This is a genomic window from Psychrobacter sp. bablab_jr014 (genome assembly GCF_016464015.1).
In the GTDB taxonomy this organism is placed as follows: domain Bacteria; phylum Pseudomonadota; class Gammaproteobacteria; order Pseudomonadales; family Moraxellaceae; genus Psychrobacter.
In genome coordinates this window covers 1-24,467 of the sequence record NZ_JACDXT010000049.1, presented here as the reverse complement: position 1 = coordinate 24,467, position 24,467 = coordinate 1, and the positions used below count along the sequence as shown (strand labels likewise).

At 47.3% G+C, this 24,467-nt stretch carries 15 protein-coding genes; 11 read left to right on the top strand and 4 right to left on the bottom strand.

Annotated features, from left to right (window positions below; all coding sequences use genetic code 11):
• Positions 1–188 precede the first annotated feature (188 nt).
• From JIE71_RS10985 to JIE71_RS10975, 3 genes are read left to right on the top strand one after another with little or no spacing between them, the layout of a single operon-like run.
• Positions 189–1,874 carry a nitrite/sulfite reductase gene (locus JIE71_RS10985; RefSeq protein WP_199508759.1) on the top strand — a complete coding sequence of 562 codons (1,686 nt, stop codon included), beginning with the start codon at positions 189–191 and terminating at the stop codon, positions 1,872–1,874.
• Positions 1,867–2,454, top strand: a complete 588-nt coding sequence (locus JIE71_RS10980) for a DUF934 domain-containing protein (RefSeq protein WP_199508758.1) — start codon at positions 1,867–1,869, stop codon at positions 2,452–2,454. The genes JIE71_RS10985 and JIE71_RS10980 overlap by 8 nt, the downstream gene beginning before the upstream one ends.
• A gap of 59 nt (positions 2,455–2,513) precedes the next feature.
• Positions 2,514–3,152, top strand: coding sequence for a phosphoadenosine phosphosulfate reductase family protein (locus JIE71_RS10975; RefSeq protein WP_199508757.1), 639 nt, complete (start codon positions 2,514–2,516; stop codon positions 3,150–3,152).
• 64 nt (positions 3,153–3,216) lie between these two features.
• Here the strand turns inward: JIE71_RS10975 and JIE71_RS10970 are convergent, their stop codons facing one another.
• A complete protein-coding gene (locus JIE71_RS10970; RefSeq protein WP_199508877.1) occupies positions 3,217–4,005 on the bottom strand; it encodes a DUF817 family protein in 789 nt (262 codons plus the stop codon).
• 301 nt (positions 4,006–4,306) lie between these two features.
• Here JIE71_RS10970 and cysG point away from each other — a divergent pair, with 301 nt between their 5' ends.
• The 3 genes from cysG to JIE71_RS10955 all read left to right on the top strand — a co-directional run bounded on the left by cysG (position 4,307) and on the right by JIE71_RS10955 (position 11,487).
• Positions 4,307–5,818 (top strand): siroheme synthase CysG, encoded by a 1,512-nt coding sequence (cysG, locus tag JIE71_RS10965; RefSeq protein WP_199508756.1) that lies wholly within the window; start codon positions 4,307–4,309, stop codon positions 5,816–5,818.
• Between the two features lie 198 nt (positions 5,819–6,016).
• Positions 6,017–7,534, top strand: a complete 1,518-nt coding sequence (locus JIE71_RS10960) for an exonuclease SbcCD subunit D C-terminal domain-containing protein (protein ID WP_199508755.1) — start codon at positions 6,017–6,019, stop codon at positions 7,532–7,534.
• Positions 7,535–7,593: 59 nt separating this feature from the next.
• Positions 7,594–11,487, top strand: a complete 3,894-nt coding sequence (locus tag JIE71_RS10955) for an AAA family ATPase (protein ID WP_199508754.1) — start codon at positions 7,594–7,596, stop codon at positions 11,485–11,487.
• A 106-nt stretch (positions 11,488–11,593) separates the two neighbouring features.
• Here JIE71_RS10955 and JIE71_RS10950 read toward each other — a convergent pair whose 3' ends face one another.
• Entirely contained in the window at positions 11,594–16,435 is a 4,842-nt protein-coding gene (locus JIE71_RS10950; protein WP_199508753.1) for an NAD-glutamate dehydrogenase, read from the bottom strand.
• Between the two features lie 637 nt (positions 16,436–17,072).
• Between JIE71_RS10950 and purD the strand changes: the two genes are divergently transcribed.
• Both purD and JIE71_RS10940 read left to right on the top strand, forming a co-directional pair.
• Entirely contained in the window at positions 17,073–18,377 is a 1,305-nt protein-coding gene (gene purD, locus JIE71_RS10945; RefSeq protein ID WP_199508752.1) for a phosphoribosylamine--glycine ligase, read from the top strand.
• Positions 18,378–18,648: 271 nt separating this feature from the next.
• Positions 18,649–20,052 (top strand): ABC1 kinase family protein, encoded by a 1,404-nt coding sequence (locus tag JIE71_RS10940; protein ID WP_199508751.1) that lies wholly within the window; start codon positions 18,649–18,651, stop codon positions 20,050–20,052.
• Positions 20,053–20,189: 137 nt separating this feature from the next.
• Here the strand turns inward: JIE71_RS10940 and JIE71_RS10935 are convergent, their stop codons facing one another.
• The gene (locus JIE71_RS10935; protein ID WP_199508750.1) at positions 20,190–20,846 is read right to left on the bottom strand and encodes a DUF938 domain-containing protein; all 657 of its coding nucleotides are present in this window, start codon (positions 20,844–20,846) and stop codon (positions 20,190–20,192) included.
• An 89-nt stretch (positions 20,847–20,935) separates the two neighbouring features.
• On the opposite strand from JIE71_RS10935, the gene JIE71_RS10930 reads away from it, so the two are divergent.
• Together JIE71_RS10930 and JIE71_RS10925 are read left to right on the top strand one after the other, a co-directional pair.
• On the top strand, positions 20,936–21,124 hold the full coding sequence (locus JIE71_RS10930; RefSeq protein WP_199508749.1) for a DNA gyrase inhibitor YacG: 189 nt from the start codon (positions 20,936–20,938) through the stop codon (positions 21,122–21,124).
• A 98-nt stretch (positions 21,125–21,222) separates the two neighbouring features.
• Entirely contained in the window at positions 21,223–22,404 is a 1,182-nt protein-coding gene (locus JIE71_RS10925; protein ID WP_199508748.1) for an aspartate aminotransferase family protein, read from the top strand.
• Positions 22,405–22,804: 400 nt separating this feature from the next.
• Here the strand turns inward: JIE71_RS10925 and JIE71_RS10920 are convergent, their stop codons facing one another.
• Positions 22,805–23,704 carry a LysR family transcriptional regulator gene (locus tag JIE71_RS10920; RefSeq protein WP_199508747.1) on the bottom strand — a complete coding sequence of 300 codons (900 nt, stop codon included), beginning with the start codon at positions 23,702–23,704 and terminating at the stop codon, positions 22,805–22,807.
• A gap of 624 nt (positions 23,705–24,328) precedes the next feature.
• Here JIE71_RS10920 and JIE71_RS12605 point away from each other — a divergent pair.
• Positions 24,329–24,467, top strand: a 139-nt coding sequence (locus JIE71_RS12605; RefSeq protein WP_213018010.1) for a glycine zipper domain-containing protein, incomplete at its 3' end; no start/stop codon positions are given.

Here is a 24,467-nt window from a genome sequence, read left to right as displayed (position 1 = left end):
ATGTTTCTAGGGGCGAGCTTATATGATGTGAAGCCATAGTACGTTAATGTACTTTTATATCAGTAAGCCGCAGTCGATAATACATTTACAGACGCGGCATCTATAACAACACACGCAAATCACTTTCACCGCTAACGATAGTCGATTGTCTTTAGCGCATTTTTGCCATTTGAAATTGAGATTACGTCATGTATCAATACAGCTACGCTGACCAAGCTTTGGTGGACGAACGGGTTGCGCAATTTCGCGACCAAACACGGCGCTTTTTAGCAGGTGAGCTGCCAGAAGAGCAGTTTTTGCCATTACGCCTCCAAAACGGACTGTATATCCAGCGTTATGCGCCGATGCTGCGTATCGCAATTCCTTATGGTTTGCTGGCAAGTCGTCAGCTACGCGCGTTGGCAGACATTACTCGCACCTATGATAAAGGCTATGGGCACTTTACCACCCGTACCAATATCCAGCTGAACTGGCCAAAGCTTGAAGATGTACCTGATATTTTAGAAAAGCTGGCCTCGGTACAGATGCATGCCATCCAAACCTCAGGCAACTGTATCCGTAATACCACAACCGACCCGTATGCGGGTATTCATAAAGAAGAGATTGCCGATCCGCGCCCGTACTGCGAGATTATCCGTCAGTGGTCAACCTTTCATCCTGAATTTGCCTTTTTGCCGCGTAAGTTTAAGATTGCCGTTATCGGTACCGAGACCGACCGCGCCTCAACGCAAGTACACGATGTGGGCTTACATATCGTCAAAAATGACGCAGGCGAGATTGGTTTCGAAGTCTTGGTCGGTGGCGGTTTGGGTCGTACACCGATTATTGGTAAGACCATCCGTGAATTCTTGCCGCGTGAGCATTTGCTTAGCTACCTAGACGCCATTTTGCGCGTGTATAACTTGCACGGTCGCCGTGATAATAAGTACAAAGCCCGTATCAAGATTTTGGTCGAAAGTTTAGGCGCGCGCGAATTTGCCAAACTCGTCGACGCTGAATGGGAAGCGAACACTAAAGACGGCGCATTAACGCTGACCGATGACAACTTTGACACCGCGATCAGCTACTTTAGTGCACCTGAGTATCAAAATTTTGACGCGCTACAAGTGCAATCAGACTTACAAAAACAGCTTGATGCGGACAAAGCGTTTGCCGATTGGTATCAGCACAACACCGTAGCGCACAAAGTTGACGGCTACCGTGCGGCAGTGATATCACTAAAAGCAGGTCTGGTCGATGGCCGTTACGTGCCTGCAGGCGATGTGAACGAAGTACAGCTTGACGCCCTCGCCGATCTTGCCGATCGTTACAGCTTTGGTGAGATTCGCAGCACTTATCAGCAAAATCTGGTCTTTACTGATGTAGAAGTCAATGACTTATACACCTTGTGGCAAGCGCTGAGTGAACTCAACCTTGCCCGCGCTAACATCAATACCCTAACCGACATGATTGTCTGCCCAGGTTGGGACTATTGCTCACTGGCGAACGCCACCACACACAACATCGCTGAGCAAATCGAAAAGCAATTCGATGATCTTGATTACCTCTATGACTTGGGCAATATCCGCCTAAATATGTCAGGCTGCATGAATGCCTGCGCGCATCACCATACAGGTGACATCGGTATTCTTGGTGTGGATAAAAAAGGTGAGCACTGGTATCAAATCAGCCTTGGCGGCAATGCCAGCAATGATGCCCGCCTCGGTAAAATCTTAGGTAAAGCCGTACCTGCCACGGACGTTGCCAGCACGCTACAAACCATCCTTGATGTATATTTAGAGCTGCGCGAAACGAGTGAGCAAGACGTTGAAGACTTTGGCGCGGTGGTAGAGCGCGTCGGCATCGCCCCATTTAAGGAGAAAGTGTATGGCTAATCATCACGTATTAAATGCGAAAGGTTGTGACATTAGCCATGAAGACACGTGGCTGGCGCTTGAAACGCCCAACCTGCCTGACGGTATTGCTCTATCAAACGTCTCCTTGATTGAGCTGTTAAACCGTCAAGAAAAACAAAGCGTACTGGTGCCACTTGCCGATATGTTAAACGCCAGCGGTCAACTGGGTAATGGTTTGCTTGAGCAGCTGTATGCCCTATTAAAAGAGCACACCAGCCGTCTTGGGGTATGGATTACGGCCAATACCGACACGGATGCCTTACCACAGATTACTGAATTTTTATTGCAGCAAGACCTGATTGTTATTCATTTCGCAAGCTTTGTTGACGGTCGTGGTTTTAGCTTCGCTGAGACACTGCGCCAGCTTGGGTATACCGGCGAAATTCGTGCTGCTGGCGCGTTTGGTCGCGACCAAATTCCTTACCTATTGCGCTGCGGTGTAGACACCTTTGTGCTGCGCGAGCATGACATGAAAGGCGATATTGAACAGGCCTTTACCGCGCTAAAGAGCGCTTATGACGGACGCAACGCGCAGGCATTGCCACTCTTTAGCCGTTAATATTTAAACCATTTTTTGACTTTTTATTTTTTATATACTGACCAACATAAGGAAAACCCATGAGCCAGTTACATCCAGAACTGAACATCGACCAAGCCAACGCAGAACTAAAAGGCAAGTCACCAGAAGAAATCGTCGCATGGGCACTGACTCAAGCGAAAAACCCAATCATCACCACCAACTTCCGCCCTTATGAGGCAGCGATTCTACACTTGGTCGCCAAGCAGCGTCCTGATATTACCGTACTTTGGGTAGATTCTGGCTACAATACTGACGCCACTTACCAGTTTGCGAACAAAGTGATTCGTGACCTTAACCTAAACGTGGTGACCTACATTCCAAAACAAACCGCTGCTCACCGCGACGCGACCATGAATGGCATTCCAAGCATTCATAACCCGCTACATGACGAGTTTACTGAGCAGGTCAAACTTGAGCCATTCCGCCGCGCTTTGGCTGAGCTAAAACCTGATGTCTGGTTCAACGCGATTCGTAAAGATCAGACTGAGTTCCGTCAAAACCTTGACGTACTTAGCCTATCAAAAGACGGCGTGCTAAAAGTTGCACCATTGTTTGAAAAGACAGATGCCGATCTAGACGTGTATCTAGAAGAAAACAACTTGCCAAACGAGTTTGATTACTTTGACCCAACCAAGGTTGAAGAAAACCGCGAATGTGGTTTGCACACGCAGCTGTAATTGTTACTTTTTCTTGATTTGAAAGCCCTTGCTTAATTTTAAGCGAGGGCTTTTTTTGTTGACCCTATTTAAAGAAGCCGTTACTCCTATTGGTTGTTGTTCTTCCTGATACTATCAAAACCAAATATAGACTCAACGTTAGTAATAAATACCAAGAACCAAGTTTGCCCCAACCGATAATATGCCATAAACCTTCTTGGGAAGGATAATGCCAAATATTCGTAAAAGTAGCGATATTTTCTGCCAGCCATACCAAAAAAGCTAAAAACAGCAGCAAGGGTAGAAATGGTAATTGATATTCTTTGGTACTACCTAAGCGCACATTATTTTTGTTATGAATTTGAATAGATATCTTCGTTTGCCAAAACAAAATAATTGACATCATGAATAGTATATTTCGAATATCAGGAACAAAGAACTTAGTAAAGAAGTTGGCATAAGAAGAAAACGCCAACAGACCTACCCATATCAAATTTGGAAAATGAGTAAAAGAAATATCGAACAATCTTAGGCCACGCGCTATAAAACTGCCCACTGCTGAATACATAAACCCTGAAAAAAGCGGTACATTTTCAATCCTAAAAACAGCCTGTTCAGGATAATGCCAAGAACCAATTTTTGGATGTGTTAAAAACAACTCCATCACCATAGCCATGATATGAAAGATGGCAATGACCGATACTTCGCGTGGCGTTTCTAACTTAAAATAAACCAAAAAAATCTGAATAATTAAGGTATAAGCCAATAACAAATCGTAGCGATATATACCAGCGACAGGCCAATTTATTTGATACGTCAGTACAAACGCCAATAACAGTAGAATTCCAAATAGAGCAGACGCTAAACTCAGCATCACGCCACGTAAAATAACTATCAACACTTGACCCTACCTTCTAGTAACTTTCTATTTAAAACATTAATAAGTGCTGAACTATAGCAAAGCCATATACTGATAAACAATTTTCCATTATTTTTACATGGTTTTTCCGTATAAGGTTTTACGCCTATTCCTTTTTCTATAAAAATACATGTTAATAATGAATAAAATGAATATACTAATGCCAATTCATTAGGTGAGTCTGCACAGGCTATCCGCCATAATGACGGCAGATTAAGGCATGTGTCTTGACTAAAAATAGAAATACGAGGCTGTTATGAATACTTTTCCGCTATTTTTTAAATTAACCGCACAAAAGGTACTGATTGTGGGCGGCGGAGAGGTTGCACTGCGTAAAGCGGATCTTTTGCAGCGGGCAGGCGCGCATATTACGGTCGTTTCTCAGAACATCAGCGAGCCATTACATGCGCTACTAAGTGCGCCTGAGCACACGCGCTTGACCCAAGACTATAGCGCCGACTTGCTGGCAGGCTCACGCCTCGTCATCGCTGCGACCGATGATATGCCGCTCAATCAGCAGGTGTATCATGATGCGCACGCGCTTGGCATCCCTGTCAATGTGGTCGATACCCCGCCGCTGTGTGATTTTATTTTTCCTGCCATCATTGACCGCAGTCCGATTGTGGTCGGTATTTCATCGAATGGACAAGCGCCTGTACTTGCCCGCCTATTGCGAGCGCGCCTTGAGACGTTGATTCCGCAAGGCTATGGCAAGCTGGCGGGCTTGGCGGGTCGCTTTCGTGATGAGGTCAAGGCAAACTTGCCGACCTTGACGCGCCGCCGCCAGTTTTGGGAACAGGCATTTGAAGGACGCGTCAGTCAGCTGGTCTTTGCAGGTAAAGAGCGCGACGCCGAAGCGCAACTGCGCGCCGATTTGCATGCCGCCGCCCAGCCTAAAGACGAGCACGCTGTCAGTACCCATCAAGGCGAGGTGTATATTGTGGGCGCAGGTCCTGGTGACCCTGAGCTACTCACCTTCAAGGCGCTGCGTCTGATGCAACAAGCGGACGTGGTGTTTTATGATGCGCTGGTGTCGCCACAAGTGCTCGACTTGTGTCGCCGTGATGCGGACAAAATCTACGTCGGCAAAAAACGCAGCAACCATGCGGTCGCACAGCAAGACATTAATGCCCTGCTCGTCAGCCATGCTAAAAAAGGACAGCGCGTGGTACGTCTCAAAGGCGGTGACCCTTTTGTCTTTGGGCGCGGCGGTGAAGAGATTGAGCAGCTGCGCGCTGAAGGCGTGCGCTATGAGGTCGTACCTGGTATCACCGCAGCGAACGCGGCAGCCAGTTACGCGGGCATTCCACTGACGCACCGCGACCATGCGCAATCGGTGCGCTATGTCACAGGATTTTTAAAGGCGGGCGAGCCAAACCAGCAGTTTGAATCGCTGTTGAATCCCAATGAGACCGTGGTGTTCTATATGGGGCTACATGCCTTACCTCGCCTTACCGCAGGCTTAATCGAGGCGGGACGCGATGCCGATACGCCGATTGCCATTGTCTCCAATGCCAGTATGCCAAACCAACAAGTGCTAACAGGGACGCTCGCGACCATCGTCGAGCAGCAAGCCGAGGCGCAGCTACCCACACCTGCCCTATTGATTATGGGCGATGTGGTGGCACTGCATGATACATTGTCTTGGTATGAGGCGCATGATGACCACGACGCCAGCAGCAATTGGCTACGCGGCGGTCAGGCAGGCAACGCGGTATTGTCAGATGCGCACATTGCCCATGCGCTATCGATGATTAATAAAGACTAAGCATTTATTTTACCACTCATCATTTTATCGATATCTCGTTATCTTGAATCACCCCATGTCTTTATGCGCACATGGGGTTTTTTTATTGTCTTACGCTTTGCATAATACAAAACGCATCACACAAGCTTGCCAAATCAGACGTCAGCTGTCTAAATTCTTGTTACAATAGGCTTTTGTTTCCTGATGATATTGTGACCTATGTCGACTGCTGCCCCAACGCTTAACAAGCCCTTGACCGTATTACACACCTCCGATTGGCATTTGGGGCGCAGGCTGTATGGGCAAATGCGCTATGAGGAGTTTGCCGCGTTTTTGGCGTGGCTACAGGACACCATGCACGCGCAGCAGGTGGATATTTTAATCGTGGCGGGCGATGTCTTTGACACCATGACGCCGAGCAATCGCGCACAGGCGTTGTATTACGAGTTTTTGGCGGCGGTTGCCAAGTCCACTTGCCAGCATATTGTGATTGTCGCGGGCAATCATGATTCGCCGAGCTTTTTGGATGCGCCCAGTCAGTTTTTGCGGGCGCTAAACGTGCATGTTATTGGCACGGCGTGCGATGATGCTAGCGATGAGGTTTTGGTTTTGGATAATGCCAATGGGCAACCGACAGCGATTGTCGCGGCAGTGCCGTATTTGCGTGACCGTGACGTACGCGGCTCAAGCGCTGGCGAGTCGATGGACACCAAGGATGCCAATGTCGTCAAAGGCATTCAGACGCATTACGACCGCGTTGCTGCTATTGCTAAAGACAAACAAGCCGCTTTGCTGGCGAGTAATCTGAACTATGTTCCTATCATTGCTACAGGGCATCTGTTTGCGGCAGGCGGCAAGACCACCGAAGATGATGGCGTGCGCGAACTGTACGTGGGTAATCTTGGCAAAGTCACTGCCGACACCTTTGATGACAGCTTTGATTATGTTGCGCTTGGGCATTTGCACGTGCCGCAGCGCGTTGGGGGCTGTGAGCATATTCGCTATTCAGGCTCGCCGATTGCTATGGGCTTCGGTGAAGCGCGACAACAGAAACAAGTTCTGCTGGTGCAGTTTGGCGATGATATCCCGCCGATTGACATGAACATACAGTCAGCACAAAGCGCACCCGCCAGCACCGCACCAACTGAACCAGCACCCGAAGCACAAACACCCACGTCCACGCCGCAAAATACGCAAGCAAGCTTTACAGATGATTTGTTTGGCTTTGATATGTTCGATGATGACGAAGAAGAAACCATCGTAGAACAGACCAAACCTATCGCTGAAGCTGTGGCAACCGAGCCGCAGACAACGCGCAAAAACGGCACGCAAATGCTTATTACGCCATTAGCCGTACCGACTTTTCAACCTTTAGCCCAGATTACGGGCGATATTGACCACATCACACGCACCATTCAAGCGCTGCCAGCCCAGCAAGTGTATTGGTTAGAGGTCATCTATGATGGCGACGAAGTCGTGACGGACCTGCGCGAGCAGATACAGGCATTGGTTGCTAAGCTGCCGCATGAGGTGCTAAAAATCAAAAACAACCAGCGCTATGAAAAAGTGCTCAATCAGCAGCAAGGCAACGAGACTTTGCAAGATCTCAATGAAATGGAGGTGTTTGAGCGCTGTCTGATAGTTCATGACGTTGCTGACAGCCAAAGACCCACACTGCGCGATGCGTACGCTGAGATAGTGCATCACCTGCATCATGACGACAAATATGCCGAATAATTAAAATATTTATTCAGCACTTATTTTTATTCACCACTGACCAATTATAAGACCAACACATGCGCCTTATCGAACTTCGACTCAAAAACCTCAACTCCTTAAAAGGCGAATGGCACATCAACTTCGCCGATCGCGCCTTTGTTGATGAAGGCATTTTTGCCATCACAGGGCAGACAGGCGCTGGCAAGACCACGATTTTGGACGCCATTTGCTTGGCATTGTATGGCGAAACGCCGCGTATCAACAGCATCAGTAAAAGCAGCAATGAAGTGATGACACGGCAGACGGCAGAATGCTTTGCTGAGGTGGTCATTGATTTAAATGGCACGTTTTATCGCTGTCGTTGGGGGCAACGCCGCGCGTATAACAAAGTGGACGGCAATCTACAGGACGCCACACACGAGATTGCCAAGCTCAAGCATGACGACAGCAGCGCAGAAGGGGTACTGTTAGAAAGCAGCTTAAAACACACCAAAAATAAAATCATCGAATTGACGGGTATGGATTTTCAGCAATTTACCCGCTCGATATTGCTCGCGCAAGGCAGTTTTTCTGCTTTTTTAAAGGCAAAGGCCGATGAGCGCGCTGATATCTTAGAAAAAATCACGGGCACGGACATTTACGCGACCATCTCCAAACAAGTGCATGGCAAAAAACGTCTTGAAGAAGAAAAGCTTAACGCCTTGCAATACAAGATAGACGGATTGCAACTGCTCGATGCCGATAAAGAGCGCCAGTTAAGCACTGATTTACAAGACTATCAACACCGCCAACAAGACATGCAGCAGACATTAAAGACGTTCAGCGAACAGCTGGCGTGGCTGGATGCCGTGAGCGGTTTAGAAGACAAATTACAGAGCGCGCAACAGGACTTGCAGCAAGCCAAGCAAGCCGATATCGATTTTATCCCGCAAGCCAAACGCCTAAATGCGGCGACCAAAGCCCTAGAAATCGAGAGCCAATTTAGCCAGCTGACACATATACGCGAGCAACTTGAGCAGCTTACCACAGAAAAAAATCAGCTTGAGCAGGACTTGCCTGCCCAAGAAATACGGGTACAGGCGGCGAGCGAAACGTTAAAAACCGAGCAAGACAAACAGCAAGCAGCAGACGCCGCGCTAAAAGACGCACTACCCAAAATCGCTACAGCCCGCAAGCTAGATAACGACATTGCTCAGCAGCGGCGCACGGCACAAGAAATCAATGGTCGGCTTGATGCGCTTAACACCGATATCGCATCGCTGCGTCAAGACTTAAGCGCGCAGCAGCATACCGCAGCAGAAAAACAACAGCAGCTCACACAGCTGACCGAAAAGCTTACCAATACCGAAGCGTTAACGCATTTAGATGGTGATATTGCCAAGTTTGATAGTGAATGTAGCCGTTTAAAAGCAGTGCTACAGCACAATATAACGCTAAGTGCAGACAAAGCGCAGCAGGTGCAAAAAAGACAAGAACAACAAACGGCGCTGGAAACACAGCAGCAGCGCCAGCAAACCGAAAGTACCAAAACCGAGCAAGCCCAAGCGCAACTGGCCAAACTACAGCAAGCGCAAAACGCGCTCATCAAGGCACAATCGATCTCACAAATGCGTGAGACCCAAGAGCAGATTGATCATCTTAGTCAGCAAATAGAACAGCTGCGCTTTCATAATCAGCAGCGTCAAGACCTTGATACGCAAATAAAGCAGGTCAAAGACGATATTGAGCATATTCATAAAGCGCTTTGCACCACTCAAGAACGTCTTAATCAAGACGAAAAAATACTCGAAGCCACTCAAGAAAAACGTGAGGATAAGCATAACCAGCTACAGCTGCAACAAAAGGTCGCCGCGCTTGAGCACTACATCGCCGATTTGCAAGACGGTCACCCCTGCCCACTGTGCGGCGCCCTTGAGCATCCGTATAGCAAGAGCCATCCACACCTTGTTTCAGACGGCGACAGCAGCGAATTGGCACAGTATATTCTTGCGTTGGATAAAGAGATTGCCACACTCAATCAACATATCACGGCTCAGCATATCGAGCAGGCCAGTAAAAAAACGACGCTTGAGAGTAAACAGCATCAGCAAGCCGAACTGACGACGCACAGCCAAACGCACGACAGGGCGATAACAGAGACCATGCGCGCCATAAGCCAGTACATTAAAGAAGACATCTCAGGCGATAGCGCCATGATGAGGCTGCTAAAACCGCTGGTGACTTTAAATGATAATGACGATCGTGCAGTAGCATTTGCCAAAAAATTAACGGACTGCAAGGACAAACTGACGCAGCATAAGGCACATATTAAAGACACCTTAGCGCGCTATGATGACTTGAGCGCGCGTATTATTGAGGCACGTCAAGACAGCGAGGCTGCCCAACACTCACAATTTGCGCTGGCCAGTGCGATTACAGCGCATCAGACGCAAATCGCCATCATAGATACCGCAATAACCACGCTAGATAACCAGCTGGCGACGAATTTTAATGAACTTGAGGCGCTGATCACTGCTGTTTTGCAGCGCTTGGCCATGTATGCGACCAATAACTATCACCCACCCGCGCTAGAGATACTGCAACGTGCGCCTCATGACTTGCAGTCTTTGGCTGAGCATATTGAGCAGCAGACGGTATTGGACGATGCCGAGTGTGATAGCCAGCTTGATCACTTACGCCAGCAGCGCCGCGCCTTAGTGCAATTAAAAGACACCTTTAACAAGGAGCAAAAGGCGCAGCAAAGCTTGCAGTCTGAGATTGAGCGTTTGCATACCCATATTGAGAATAAAGATGCCCAGCTTACAAAAGATGCAGCAGCATTAGCGGCGCTTAAACACAGCATCACAGACAGTACCGAATCGCTGTCAGCTCTAGAAAAACAACGTACCCAAGCGTTTGCCGCTACCGATATTGACACCGCTGAGCGGCAGATGAGAGACGCCGTGGCATGTGTGCAGGATAGCAGCAACGCTGCGCAACGACGGCTGGATAGTGAGCGTTATAATTTGCAGCAGCTGACAGCACAGGCGCATACCTTAAAGCAGCGTATCGAAGACGCCACACAGACAAAAGAAGCGGCGTATCATACGTTTAATGAGGCGCTGGCGCGTTCTGATTTTTCTGACGAAGCTGCCTTTATGACGGCACGTTTGCCAATGGATGAGCGTAACCAGCTTAAATCAGAACAAACGCACATTGACTACACACTCAAGCAAGCGCAAAGGCTCTTTGATGACCTAACGCGCACGCTCGCGCAGCAACGAGCGCAGCCACTCACCGACGATGACCGCGAAACGCTCACCCGCCGACAGACGCAAACAGAAACAGACTTTAATCAGTGTATGGCGCAGATTGGTGCGATTAAGCAGCAGCTTCATGACAATGATAGCAAGAAAGAAAGTCAGCAAACCCAGCTGGCAGAAATCGCGAAGCAAAAAGCAGCTTTGGCGATATGGGAGCAGCTGTATAAATTGATTGGCTCAGCCGATGGTAAAAAGTATCGCACCTTTGCTCAAGGTTTAACCTTTGACATTATGATTGGTCACGCCAATAAGCAGCTGCATAAAATGAGTAGCCGCTATTTGCTGACCCGTGATGACGACAAACCGCTTGAGCTGAACGTGATTGACAACCATCAAGGCGGTGAGATTCGCAGTACCAAAAACTTATCGGGCGGTGAAGGCTTTATCATCAGTTTGGCCTTAGCACTGGGATTATCACAGATGGCGAGCCAAAACATCCGCGTCGATTCGCTATTTTTGGATGAAGGCTTTGGTACACTCGATGAAGAATCATTAGATATTGCCTTAGACACTCTGACCAATCTGCAACAAGAAGGCAAGCTTATTGGCGTGATTTCACATATCCAAGCACTCAAAGACCGCATTTTGACGCAAATTAAAGTAGAAAAGCGCTCAGGTGGGTTTAGTCATCTTCATGGCGCAGGCTGTGCGCAGGTGGCTGGCAAGTAATTGATTGTCTTTGTCTAAAAATAGGCTGTCATTTTTTTTAATTGATAACCAAAAAAAGCCCATGCTAGACACGGGCTTTTTTCTTTATATAGACGAATTTATTGGCTTATTTGGTTGCCAAGTTGCTGATTTCACTCATCAGTACGGACAAAGTAGACAGACTGACGCCGTCTTCATTGTTATCAAGCTTAGCCATATCAGATACGACTTCGTTTAGGTGCTCAGCGTGCTGCTCTTCCCATTCTGTAAAGGCAACTTTCGCATCAGGTTTTGACAATAGCGAATCCATGAGCAAGCGCAAGCTGCGTGACAGCTCATTGACGAGCGCATGACGTGCACGGCGATCCCAATAGTCATTCTGTGGCAGCTCAGCGATATGATCAATCATCCAATCGAGTTGCAGCGCTTGATATGCTTTAAAGTACAGGGCAGCAATCTCATTAACTGGACGCTCATACTGCTCAGCAAGCATCGCTGCATCTAGGGCATCAACACGATAGGGCAACATAGCAAACAGCGCCGCATCGTTATCAGACAAGCCGTCTGCACGTAACGAATTGGTATCTTCTTGCAAGTACTCGGCAAATTGCTGCTCGATAAAGCCGCCTGCTTGCGTTAAGTTGCTGACGCTTGCGCCGAATCGCTCAATCATATCAGCCACTTGCAGATTTTGACCAAAGCTATTGATAAACCACACCACCCCGCGCTCTAAAACGTCACGCAGACGCAGCTCAAGCTCTAATAGCAATGTCGCATCTACTTGATTATCAAGGGCTTCTAGCTGTACCCAAGCTTCTGTCACGTTGAACACATCACGCGTAATGGCATACGCACGGATGATGGTTGCAAGTGATTGATCCGTTTCTTCATACAGACGGAACAGCGCTTCGATACCCAAGCGGTTGACCACACTGTTGGTCAAGTAGGTGCTGATAATCTCACGATGCAAGCGGTGCTCAGTCATCTCATCAAAGAAACGACCAACCAGCTCATCTGGGAAGTATTTACGCAGCTCATTAATGAAGTACGGATCGTCTGGCAAATCAGATGCCAATAGATTGTCATACACCCACATTTTACCGTAAGCCAGCATGACCGACAGCTCGGGATTGGTCAGGCCAGTGCCCACTTTTTGGCGTTTGGTAATTTCATCATCTGAGGGCAAGTACTCAATCGCACGATCAAGACGCTGCTCAGACTCTAACATCTGAATAAAACGCTGATGATCGCTTAGGTTCGCTGAGGCACGGATACGGCTTAGCTCAATGGCTTGTGGCTGTAGGTAGTTTTGGCGCAGTACCAAATCTGCCACCGTATCGGTCATGCTCTCAAGCAGCTCGTTACGTTGTTTGAGAGTCATATCGCCCTGCTCAACCACTTTACCGAGTAAGATTTTGATATTGACTTCATGGTCAGAGCAGTTCACACCGCCTGAGTTGTCAATCGCATCGGTGTAGACGCGGCCACCCTGCTGAGCGTACTCAATACGGCCTTGCTGGGTAAGACCAAGGTTACCACCTTCACCAACAACCGCTGCACGCAGCTCATTACCGTTGACACGTACCGCATCGTTAGCACGATCGCCAACGTCTGCATGCGTCTCATTAACGCTCTTAACATACGTGCCGATGCCGCCATTCCAAATCAAGTCTACAGGCGATTTTAGCAAGGCACTGATCAGCTCGTTTGGCGTTAGGCTGTCCGCCGTGATGTCAAACGCGGCTTTCATCTCATCAGTGATGGCAATGCTCTTGTCTTTACGTGAGAAAATACCGCCGCCTGCACTGATGAGCGAGCTGTCGTAATCTTCCCAAGTCGAACGTGGCAACGCAAACAGACGCTCACGCTCATCATATGAGCTTTGAGTATCTGGATTTGGGTCGATAAAGATATGCATGTGGTTAAATGCAGCAACCAGTTTAATGTGCTTTGATAACAGCATACCATTACCGAACACATCGCCGCTCATGTCACCGATACCCACAACGGTAAAGTTATCACGGGTTTGGATGTCCATACCGCGCATACGGAAATGACGCTTGACGGATTCCCATGCACCGCGAGCCGTGATACCCATGGCTTTATGGTCATAGCCGACCGAGCCACCAGAGGCAAACGCATCATCGAGCCAGAAGTTGTATTCTGCTGCTAACGCGTTAGCGATGTCTGAGAAAGTTGCGGTGCCTTTGTCGGCAGCAACAACCAAGTACGGGTCATCTGCGTCATGACGCACCGTGTTGGCTGGCGGGACAATGGTGCCATCAACGATGTTGTCTGTCACATCGAGCATACCGCGTAAGAATGTCTGATAGCAGGCAATGCCTTCGGCTTGGAACGCTTCGCGCCCATCAGCCATGGTTTTGTTTTTAACAATAAAACCGCCTTTTGAACCCACAGGCACGATAACCGCGTTTTTAACCATCTGTGCTTTAACCAGACCAAGCACTTCGGTACGGAAGTCTTCCATACGATCCGACCAGCGCAAACCACCACGCGCAACCTTACCACCGCGTAAGTGAACTGCCTCAACACGTGGCGAGTACACAAAGATTTCAAACATGGGCTTTGGTTTTGGCAAGTTTGGAATGTCCGCCGCGCAGAATTTAAACGATAGGCGGTCTTTACGCGCACCATGTTCATCACGCTGGTAGAAGTTGGTACGGACCATCGCGTTAATGAGGTCTAAGTACCAACGCAAGATACGATCTTCATCCAAGCTGTCTACTTTGGCAAGTGCCGCTGTGATATTGGCCTCAATCGCCTTGGTTTTTTCTTTACGCTCATCATCGCCATGCGCAGGATTCATACGCGCATCAAACAAATCGCACAGTGCCACACTGATGTTGCTGTTTCGTACGACGGTTTGTTGAATGTAGGCGCTTGAAAATGGCGCTCGTGCTTGTAGCATATAACGAGACAAGGCACGTAGAACCACAACATCATAGGTATCAAGCTTGGTGGTCAATACCAATTCGTTAAAGGTATCGCTCTCAACCAATCCTGTCCAAATATGGCGCAGACTTTCTTCAAACTGATTGCGCACCACACGGATATCAACCGCATCAACGTGCTGCAAGGTCAGCTCATACTCTTGCATCCAAACAGGCTGCTCTGGCAAATCAAACTCATACGTCTGTGCTGAGATGACAGACACACCAAAGTTTTCTAGGATTGGCAATACTTTAGATAAGATGACGGGCTGGTTGTGACCGTACAGCTTAAGATGTAGCTGGTTGCTGGCGTCACCTGTTGATTGATACAGGTGCCAGATAAGGCCATTGCTTTCGCTTAAGCTATCAAGACGCTTGGTATCTTCAATAGCAGTGCGGGTATCGAAGTTTTCTTGATACGCGGCAGGAATGTAATTTAAGAAGCGACGTTTTAAGATATTCGCTTGTTGCTCGCCCACATTATCAAGCAGCATTTTTTGATAATGATCGCTCCATGACTGCATCAGTGCGGTCAATTTTTGCTCAAGCGCCGCGGTGTCTACTTCTTTGACTTGACCTGGAACGGTGCGCACGTGGACGTGGACGCGGGCATGATCCGATTCGTTAAATTCAGTCGTAAAGCCTGAAGACAAACCGTTATACGCGTCTTTTAATACGTTTTGTACTTTAATGCGCAGCTCGGTGTTGAATTTATCGCGTGGGATGTACACAAGGCACGACACAAAGCGCTGGTAGTGGTCAACACGGCTGAACAGACGCAGGCTCTTCTTATCTTGTAGCTGTGTGATGCCTGACACCACAGGATACAGCTCTTCGATGCTTGCTTGAAATAAGTCATCACGTGGTAGCGTATTGATGACATGCATCATTTTGTGATACGCGTGTCCGTCGCGTGGTAGCTCTGCCATTGCCATGATTTTATTGGCTTTTTCGCGCAGTAGTGGAATTTGCTGGACACTTAGCTGATACGCTTGTGAGGTGAACAGACCGATAAAGCGATATTCGCCAACCAGCTTGCCATTGTCATCAAATTTATGAATACCCAAAAAGTCCATATATACAGGACGATGTACAGGCGATACACGGCTTGATTTTGACAGCATCAATACACGAGGCTCAGTCAATAGACGCTTTAATACGTTTGGCAGTTTGCTAAAGCTCTCAGACAGTACGTCCTCTTGTGAACCGCGCAGTAGACCAAGGCCACTATCACCGATAGCGTATAGGTTTAGGTCGGTGCTGGCATCTACGTTGCTATTGACTTCAATACGCTCGCCGCCTTCTAAGCGGTATTCACGATAACCCAAGAAGATAAAGTGATCGTCCAAAATCCAATCCAAGAACGCTTGGACTTCTTCTTTTGAATAAAATACTTCAGGCAGTGGCTTATCGGCAAGCTCATCCTTTAGATCGATTAGGCGATTGCGCATCTGTTTCCAGTCGCCCACCACCGTGTCTAGGGTCTCGATTTTGTCGAGCAGGATTTGGCGTAACGCTGGCAGGTCTGCATTGTCTTGATAAGCGATTTCGCAATGAATCAATGAAAAATGACTGGTGTTACTCTCTTCAACAGAGCTGACTTTAGCAATATTACCCGCATCATCACGCTGTACATTGATGATGGTGTTATAGGTACGATGGACATCGATGCCCTGAGCTTCAAGGCTCATCAATAAGGTGTCGACCAAGAACGGACGGTCATAAGCCACCATTTGAATGACAGTATGTGAGCTGTGAAAGTGCTGCTCTTCAGGAATCGGATTAATAATTTTTAATTGTGGGGCACTGCCATCATACGCTTTTAACATCGTAAAATGGTGTAGCGCACGGCCTGCAAGGTCAGCATCATCGATTTTTTCAGCGATTTCTTGATGCAATGGACGATAGTAATTATGAATAAAATGGTCGAGCAGCGACTTGTCTTCTTGTACGTAGCTTGTGGCAATATCGCTAATCTGACCAATACGCTCTTTTGAAATACTAAGAGAATTGGGCATAGGTTTGTCCCTTATAAGTGTGTTTTTTGAATGTGCGCGTGTCGCAAATAAAAATTAATAAAGTTATTATGAATATTATTAAATAGCCATCAAGATGACGTGTCCTAAAACGTCACCTTAATCACTACCATGAATCACATCGCCAGCGACGTTATTAATTCATTGTCTATTAATTCCATCACCAATCACGCAGCCAATGAATAACCCCATAAAAATGTCATTATCAACGGCAAATCGGCCAATAATATTGATATATATGTATATACATAGCATCATCATTCACCAGATGACACCCATTATACGCCTACCCCAGCCTGGTTTTCACCTCTAGATTGGCATATTTTTATGACCATTCGCAAAACAAGTCACAAAAACATAAGATTTGTTCAAGCTTTGTCGATTGACAGCGAAAATTTGCTTTGTTATGCCTATTTTTGCTGGCGAGTATCGCTAAAAAAGCATCATCGCGCAGCGCAGCTATTATCACCGCATGATACACATGGTAATTGTTGCCCATTTCTTGTTAGAATAGGCGCGCACATGTACAGCGCGATAAATAGCGCTTTATTTTATTATTCATTATGAATGCGTCAGGCTCGCAACCGCGAGAGATTTACTATTAAGGGATAACATCAACATGAATATTTTGGTAATTGGTTCAGGTGGTCGTGAGCACGCTTTGGCTTGGCAATGTGCAAAAGATGCAGACGTGCAACAAGTTTACGTCGCACCAGGCAACGCAGGTACAGCGCTGGAAGCCAAGTGCCAAAATGTCACGTTAACGTCAAGCAGCAGCGATGAGCACGCCGCGGTCATCGAGTTTTGCCAAAACAATGCCATTGACCTTGTCATCGTTGGCCCAGAAGCGCCATTGGTCGCAGGTATTGTCGATGCCTGCCGTGACGCAGGTATTAAAGCTTGGGGGCCGACCGCTTACTGCGCGCAGCTAGAAGGCTCAAAGACCTTTGCTAAAGAGTTTATGGAAAAATACCATATCCCAACGGCCGCTTATCAAGGTTTTACTGACGCAGCGGCAGCAAAAGACTATGTAAGCGAGCAAGGCGCGCCTATCGTCATTAAGGCGGATGGCCTTGCAGCGGGTAAAGGCGTGATTGTCGCAGAGACCATTGAAGATGCGCACGCTGCGATTGATGACATGCTGGCAGGCAATAAGTTTGGCGATGCGGGCAGCCGCGTGGTGGTCGAGCAATTCTTAACGGGTGAAGAAGCCAGCTTTATTTGCATGATTGATGGTGATAATGTCTTACCAATGGCAACCAGCCAAGATCACAAACGCGCTTATGAAGGTGATACTGGGCCAAACACAGGCGGCATGGGCGCGTACTCACCTGCGCCAGTCGTTACCCAAGACGTGTATGACAAAGTCATGAGCCAAGTCATCAATCCAGTCGTTGACGCTATGAAAGCCGAAGGTCATCCGTATACAGGCTTTTTATACGCAGGCTTGATGATTGATGATAATGGCAATCCATTTGTGATTGAGTTTAACTGCCGCTTTGGTGACCCAGAGACTCAGCCTGTCCTGATGCGCTTGCAATCCTCAATGGCAAAACTGGTCGCGCAAGGCGTAGATGGCAACTTGCCAAGCCAAGCAGAATGGGACAGCCGTACCGCACTCGGTATCGTTATGGCATCAAAAGGCTATCCTGAGACCTCATCAAAAGGCGATGTCATTACAGGTCTGCCTGAATTAAATGCAGACAATGATGTAAAAGTATTTCACGCAGGTACAGCACGCAACGAAGATGACGCTATCGTAACCAGCGGCGGGCGCGTCTTATGTGTCACTGCCCTAGCCGATACCATATCAGGCGCACAGCAAGCAGCCTTGGTCACCACTGGTGCTATCTCGTTTGATGGCGCACAATATCGTCGCGATATCGGTCACCATGCTATTGCTCGTGAAAACAACGCAAAATAAGACGTATTCGGCCAAGCAGCTATTTGTATGATATAGCGCGCTTGGCTGGCACGTTATCTAAGAATAAATAAAAGGTCTAGTACACACCGTACTAGGCTCTTTTATTGTCTACCGTTTAATAACCCAAAATCTACCTTATATCAAACCGTTACTATGTCTGCTAAGACAGTTACGCTTTATATGGTACAATTTTACATTCAATACGCTGATTGTTTGGTACTGTCGGTCTTAGACCTGCAAGTCATTACTCACTTAATAAATGATTATCTCTATGACATACGATACGTCTAAATCCCTGAACAAGAAAAAATCAATCGATAATTTAAAGACTTCAGGCTTTGAGCGTCGTCTCTCGATTGCCAAGACCTCGTTAAATATTGGTCGTCGTTGGGCGGGTAATAGCGTTTCTGGGATGTTTATGGATAAGCAAGCCCGTGCCGAGCGCAATCAGGCGTTTATGGAAGCGCAAGCCAATTACATGGCAGAAGAGCTGGGCAAGCTCAAAGGCTCGGTCGTCAAAATCGGACAGATGCTCGCAATGTATGGTGAGCACATTTTGCCACCAGAGATTACCCGTGCCCTACATACGCTAAATGACGATACCGCTACGCTCAGCTGGCCAAAAATTGAAGCAACACTTGCTAATACTTTAGGCGATAAGTTAAATGAGCTGGATATCAATCCAGAACCGATTGGTACCGCATCTTTGGCGCAGGTGCATCGCGCGACAGTAAAGGCTACGGGCGAAGAAGTGGTCTTAAAGATTCAATACCCTGGTGTCGCTGAAGCGATTGATTCTGATTTGGCCTTATTTAAGCAAATGCTACGGGTCAGTAATATCGTTCCGCAAACGCGTGCGCTTGAAGCTTGGTTTGAAGAGATTCGCGACCTATTACACCACGAAGTAGACTATGATGCCGAAGCGGCAACCACCATGCGCTTTTATGAGCGTCTTAAAGATGATACGCGCTATGTCGTTCCCAAAATCAATACCGATTATTCTAGCAGCCGCTTATTGTGTATGAGTTTCGAGGTGGGTGTGAGTGTGACCAACCCTGCCCTACAACAACTGTCTGACGAGCGCCTTAATCGTATTGGTCAAGCAGCGATTGAAATCATCATGCAAGAAATTTTTGTATGGGGTGAGATGCAGACCGATCCAAATTTTGGTAATTATTTGGTGCGTATTACTGATAATGAAGAAGATACAGACAAGCTAGTACTGCTCGATTTTGGCGCGATTCGCCAGTTCGATGACCATCTACTCACCATTGCTCGTAATCTATTACTGGCAGGATATATTCATGATCATGAGGCAATGGCCAAAGCCATGACGGGCTATGACTTCTTTGATACGATGAGTCCGAAAGTCAAAAACGACGTTGCTAATCTATTCTTACTTGCAACCGAACCTTTTAGTGCGCCTGAGCTTAATCCTGATATTCCAGCAGATTGCTTAGACGATGAGCAGCGTTATATTTGGGCAAACAGTGTGCTGCACTCTCGTCTCGCTGAGACAGCAAGACATGCCATGCAGTCTTTTGAGTTTAATTTACCCCCTAAAGAATTTATGTTCATTAGCCGTAAGTTTATCGGTGCTTATACTTTTTTGACAGTTATTGATGCACATACAGATTCTAAACGCTTAGTAAAACCCTTCTTGCCTGTCCTCTAACTTCTTTTAGCATTGTTTTGACTCGCAATTTTTGACCGCTCTTTAGGAGCGGTTTTTTAGATTTTAATTTTATTTGCTTAGGCTATTTTATTAAGTAAATAATTAGCTATTTTACATTGGTTTTATTTTTGCTTAGGCTATTTATTGCTGCTTTTCCAGTCATCAAAGCGGGTTTGATAGCCCTCAGGTTTTTGCATGACCAGTTCCCAGCAGGTTTCGCCACGCGCTAGGTACTTGATTTCAAAATGAGTGCGCTGACTGTCTGAATGTACGCGATAACGCATAGAAGGCAATTGCCAAAGGATGGTCGCTTGCTGTTCAGCATTGTCCATATAACTCTCGATATTGGTCACGAGGGTAATCTTGCCCCCTGCTTGTAAGCGCGACAATAAAAACTCGAAGAATGGCATGTTTAACCATTGCTGATTGGGATTGTGCGCTTCAGGATTGGGATACAGCAGATAAATCTGTTGTAAACTGGCAGGTGGTACGGCGTGGACTGTCCACGCGATGGCATCGGCATGAATGGGGGTTAAGTTCGGCAACGCTTGCGCCTTTGCCAACTTGTCAAACGCTTCAAACTTGGTGCGTGTGCGCTCAATGGCGATGATATGACTATTTGGGTTCGCGATAGCAAATCCTAAAGCATGCTTGCCCTTCCCCGCCCCAATCTCAAGGACAATCGGTGTGTCGGTTTGATGCACTACCTCAGGCACACAAAAGTCACGCGGCGCTGAGAGCTTTTCAGGGCGAAAGGCACGGGCGTTTCGATGGGACAGTATGGGCGATGGCATCACAGGATTCCTTATTTGTCTTTTATAGGTCGCGTGCTATTATAACGATTCTGATTTATGAATCCACTGAGGATGCGCGCATTTCTACCATGACTTCTACGCCTGATACGACGCCAAAGACCTATCCCTGCCCGCAATGCGGTACGCCGACCGTTTGGCAAGACAATCCGTATAAACCCTTTTGTAGCAAGCGCTGTAAGCTCCTGGATTTGGGGGCATGGGCGGATGAGCAATACAGTATGCCAGCGGAGTCAGACCCCTTTTCTGATGAGTTATAATTTTAATAATACGTACGTCACCCCTCATAGATGAACGGCATTTGATCGTTCATTATTTTTTTAACTTTATTTTTATATTGTTTTATAAGGATACGCTTATGTCAGCCAGTTATTTGATGCCCACTTATGCTCGTCAACCGATCAGCTTCACTCGCGGTGCTGGCAGCTGGCTATATACCGAAGATGACACGCCGTACCTTGACGCATTGACAGGTATTGCGGTGTGCGGCTTAGGTCACTGCCATCCAGCCATCACTAAGGCTATTCAGGAACAAGCAGCCACTTTGGTACATACCAGCAATCTGTTTGGTATCGACTGGCAAGAGCGTGCGGGCGAATCTTTATGTACGGCTGCGGGTATGGACAGCGTGTTTTTTGCCAACAGTGGCGCAGAGGCTAACGAAGCAGCGCTAAAACTGGCTCGCTTACACGCGCATAATAAGGGTTTTGCGCGTCCAAAAGTTATTGTGATGGAAAATTCGTTTCACGGACGTACCCTCTTATCCGTATCTGCGACTGCCAATCCAAAAGCGCGTGAAGGCTTTTTTACCTTAGATGACGACTTTATCCGTGTGCCTTTTGGCGATGTGGAAGCGGTCAAACAAGCCGCTGAGCAACATCAAGACATCTGCGCGATTTTGGTGGAGCCGATTCAAGGCGAAGGCGGTCTGAATACACCGAAAAATGGCTTTAGCTATCTTGAAGAATTAGAAGCGGTTTGTGATGCGAATGACTGGCTGTTTATGCTCGATGAAGTACAAACAGGCAACGGACGTACGGGCAGATACTTTGCCTATCAGTACAGTAATGCGCGCCCTGATGTGTTGACCACCGCAAAAGGCTTGGGCAATGGCTTCCCTGTCGGCGCGTGTATGGTACGTGGCCGTGCGCGCACGCTGTTCGGTGCGGGCAGTCATGGCTCGACCTACGGCGGCACGCCACTTGCCAGCCGTGTGGTACACAGCGTGTATGAAGAGCTGAGCAATACCGATGTGATGGCAAATGCCGTGACTGAGGGCGACTTTATCCGTAGTGAGCTGACAGAAGCGCTAAAGGCGCATGGCGTCAGCTGCCGTGGTGCAGGTATGATGATTGGTGTGATCTTGCCAGAACAGACCGACTGTAGCCAGCTCGTTAACCGTGCGCGTGACGAGCAAAAACTGATTATCAACGTCACAGGTGGTCACGTAGTACGTCTATTGCCGCCACTCAACATGACACGTGATGAAAGCACGCAAGTCGTTGAGCGCCTGACCGCTTTATTAAAATCATCACTATAAGCCTTTTAATTTCATTGGGGCTGTCCTAGATAAGCAAAATTATTTAGGACAGCCCCTTTCATTAATTACCCTTTATACCATTAAAAAAGACCCGCAAGGCATTGATCTGTCACAATAAATGCAGATATAGAGGGGCATGTTAACTTTATAAAGAGTAGCAGCGCCTTAGGGTAAGATAGCAATCAGTATAAAACAGACGTTTTTATCTCACGCTATAGGCGCTATATCTAACATTATTAGACTTCTTGCATAAGTCATCGCTAGCTCTTGCATCTCCGTCAGTGAAAGTCAGTAAACTGGTACTTTTGCAAGAGTTCTATTATCCACAAAAAAACAGCCGAGGCCATTTATTGCTTATTGCCAATAAACCATCTCGGCTGTTTTGTTCTAACAAACTTATTTAGTTGGCATGAAAATACTTTTTAAGCACTTCTAAGCAGCGGACAATCTTAGCAGGCTGTTGTTCGCGTGTTAAGGTAACCGCATACAGCACAAAACTTGGCAATTTATAACCTGTCAACACTTCAACCAAAGCGCCGCTTTCCAGCTCTTTACGGACATCCATTTCCATCACACGAATAAGGCCGTGTCCCTCTTTGGCTAGGGTGGTTGCCATAAACACATTATTGGTATGCATACGTGCATGCATTTTAATGCGCGTTTTTTTACCCGTTTCGGTTTGTGTCAGCTCTAATGTATTGGGTTCTTTCATCAGATCAATACTAATCAGCTGATGCTCAGACAAATCTTTAGGCGATTCAATTTTGGGATTTTGGCGTAAATATTGTGGCGAGGCGACAAGCAGTTGACGCACATCGGTCAGTGCATAGCTGCTTAATGTATTGTCATCAATACTTGGACTCATACGAATCGCGATATCAATGCGCTCATCAATCATATCCACATAGTGATTGTCCGCCAAATAATTGATGCTCAAATCATCATGCGCTGCCATCCACGTCGATAGCGCGGGCAAAATATGATGAACACCCAACTCAGGCGTGGTTGCAATGCGCAAACTGCCCGCCAGCTCATCACGCAGCTGGTTCACGCGAATACGGCCTTGCTCAGCAGCACTGACCACGTCCTTTGCCGCCTCATAAAAGCTTTCGCCCGCCTCTGTTAAGCTCAGCTTACGAGTAGAACGGTGCAATAAGACCACACCCAATTCATTTTCTAACGAACGAATTTGCTGACTGACGGCACTGGTGGTAATACCGAGTTCTCGTGCAGAGCCGCTGAAGGAGCCGTGTCCAACCACACTAGCAAATACTGCCATACCGCGTAAATTATCTAACATACTCTCACCCCAGCCTTTGCACAATTTTTTTTTAGTATTGCTTAAATACCGATTATAAACCAATCACAGTGCTTTTAATAACATTATCCAGTTATTATTAAGCAATATTTATGCCAATATTAACAAAAAGACCATTAAAGTATATCAATCAATTTTGCCTTTCCCAAACGCCCTTCTCCGCGCTGCTGTAAATATTGCATGACAGGGGATTGTTGCAGTTGTTCTTCTGCCACAACGACTGCTTGTTTGTTACGCTTTGATTGACGTAAATGGGGCAGAATATCATCGCTATCGGCCACACTGCTATCAATTTGCATACGGATGTTAGCATCAGGAAATTGCACAGTAACCTTCTCGATCAGCTGCTCAAAGATAGATTGCATGTGCTGAGTATCAACCGTCGTCACAAAAACGGCTTCGCCATTACACTCCCCTGTCATGACGCCTTGCCTCGCAAGGGCACGCTCATCTTCTGCCAATAAATTCTGCTCTCGTGCAGTTTGTAGCCAATAATCCCACTTTTCAGGGGTCCACTGTCCTGTTAGCTCTTGCGGCGGGCAGCGCAGCAATTGGCGCGGGTCTTCACTCTCTACTGACGCAAGGGGTAACTGAGAATCATTTTCGCTGGGTTCGGCAATTGGTTCGGCAATTGGTTCGGCAATTGGTTCGGCAATTGGTTCGGCAATTGGTTCGGCAATTGGTTCGGCAATTGGTTCGGCAATTGGTTCGGCAATTGGTTCGGCAATTGGTTCGGCAATTGGTT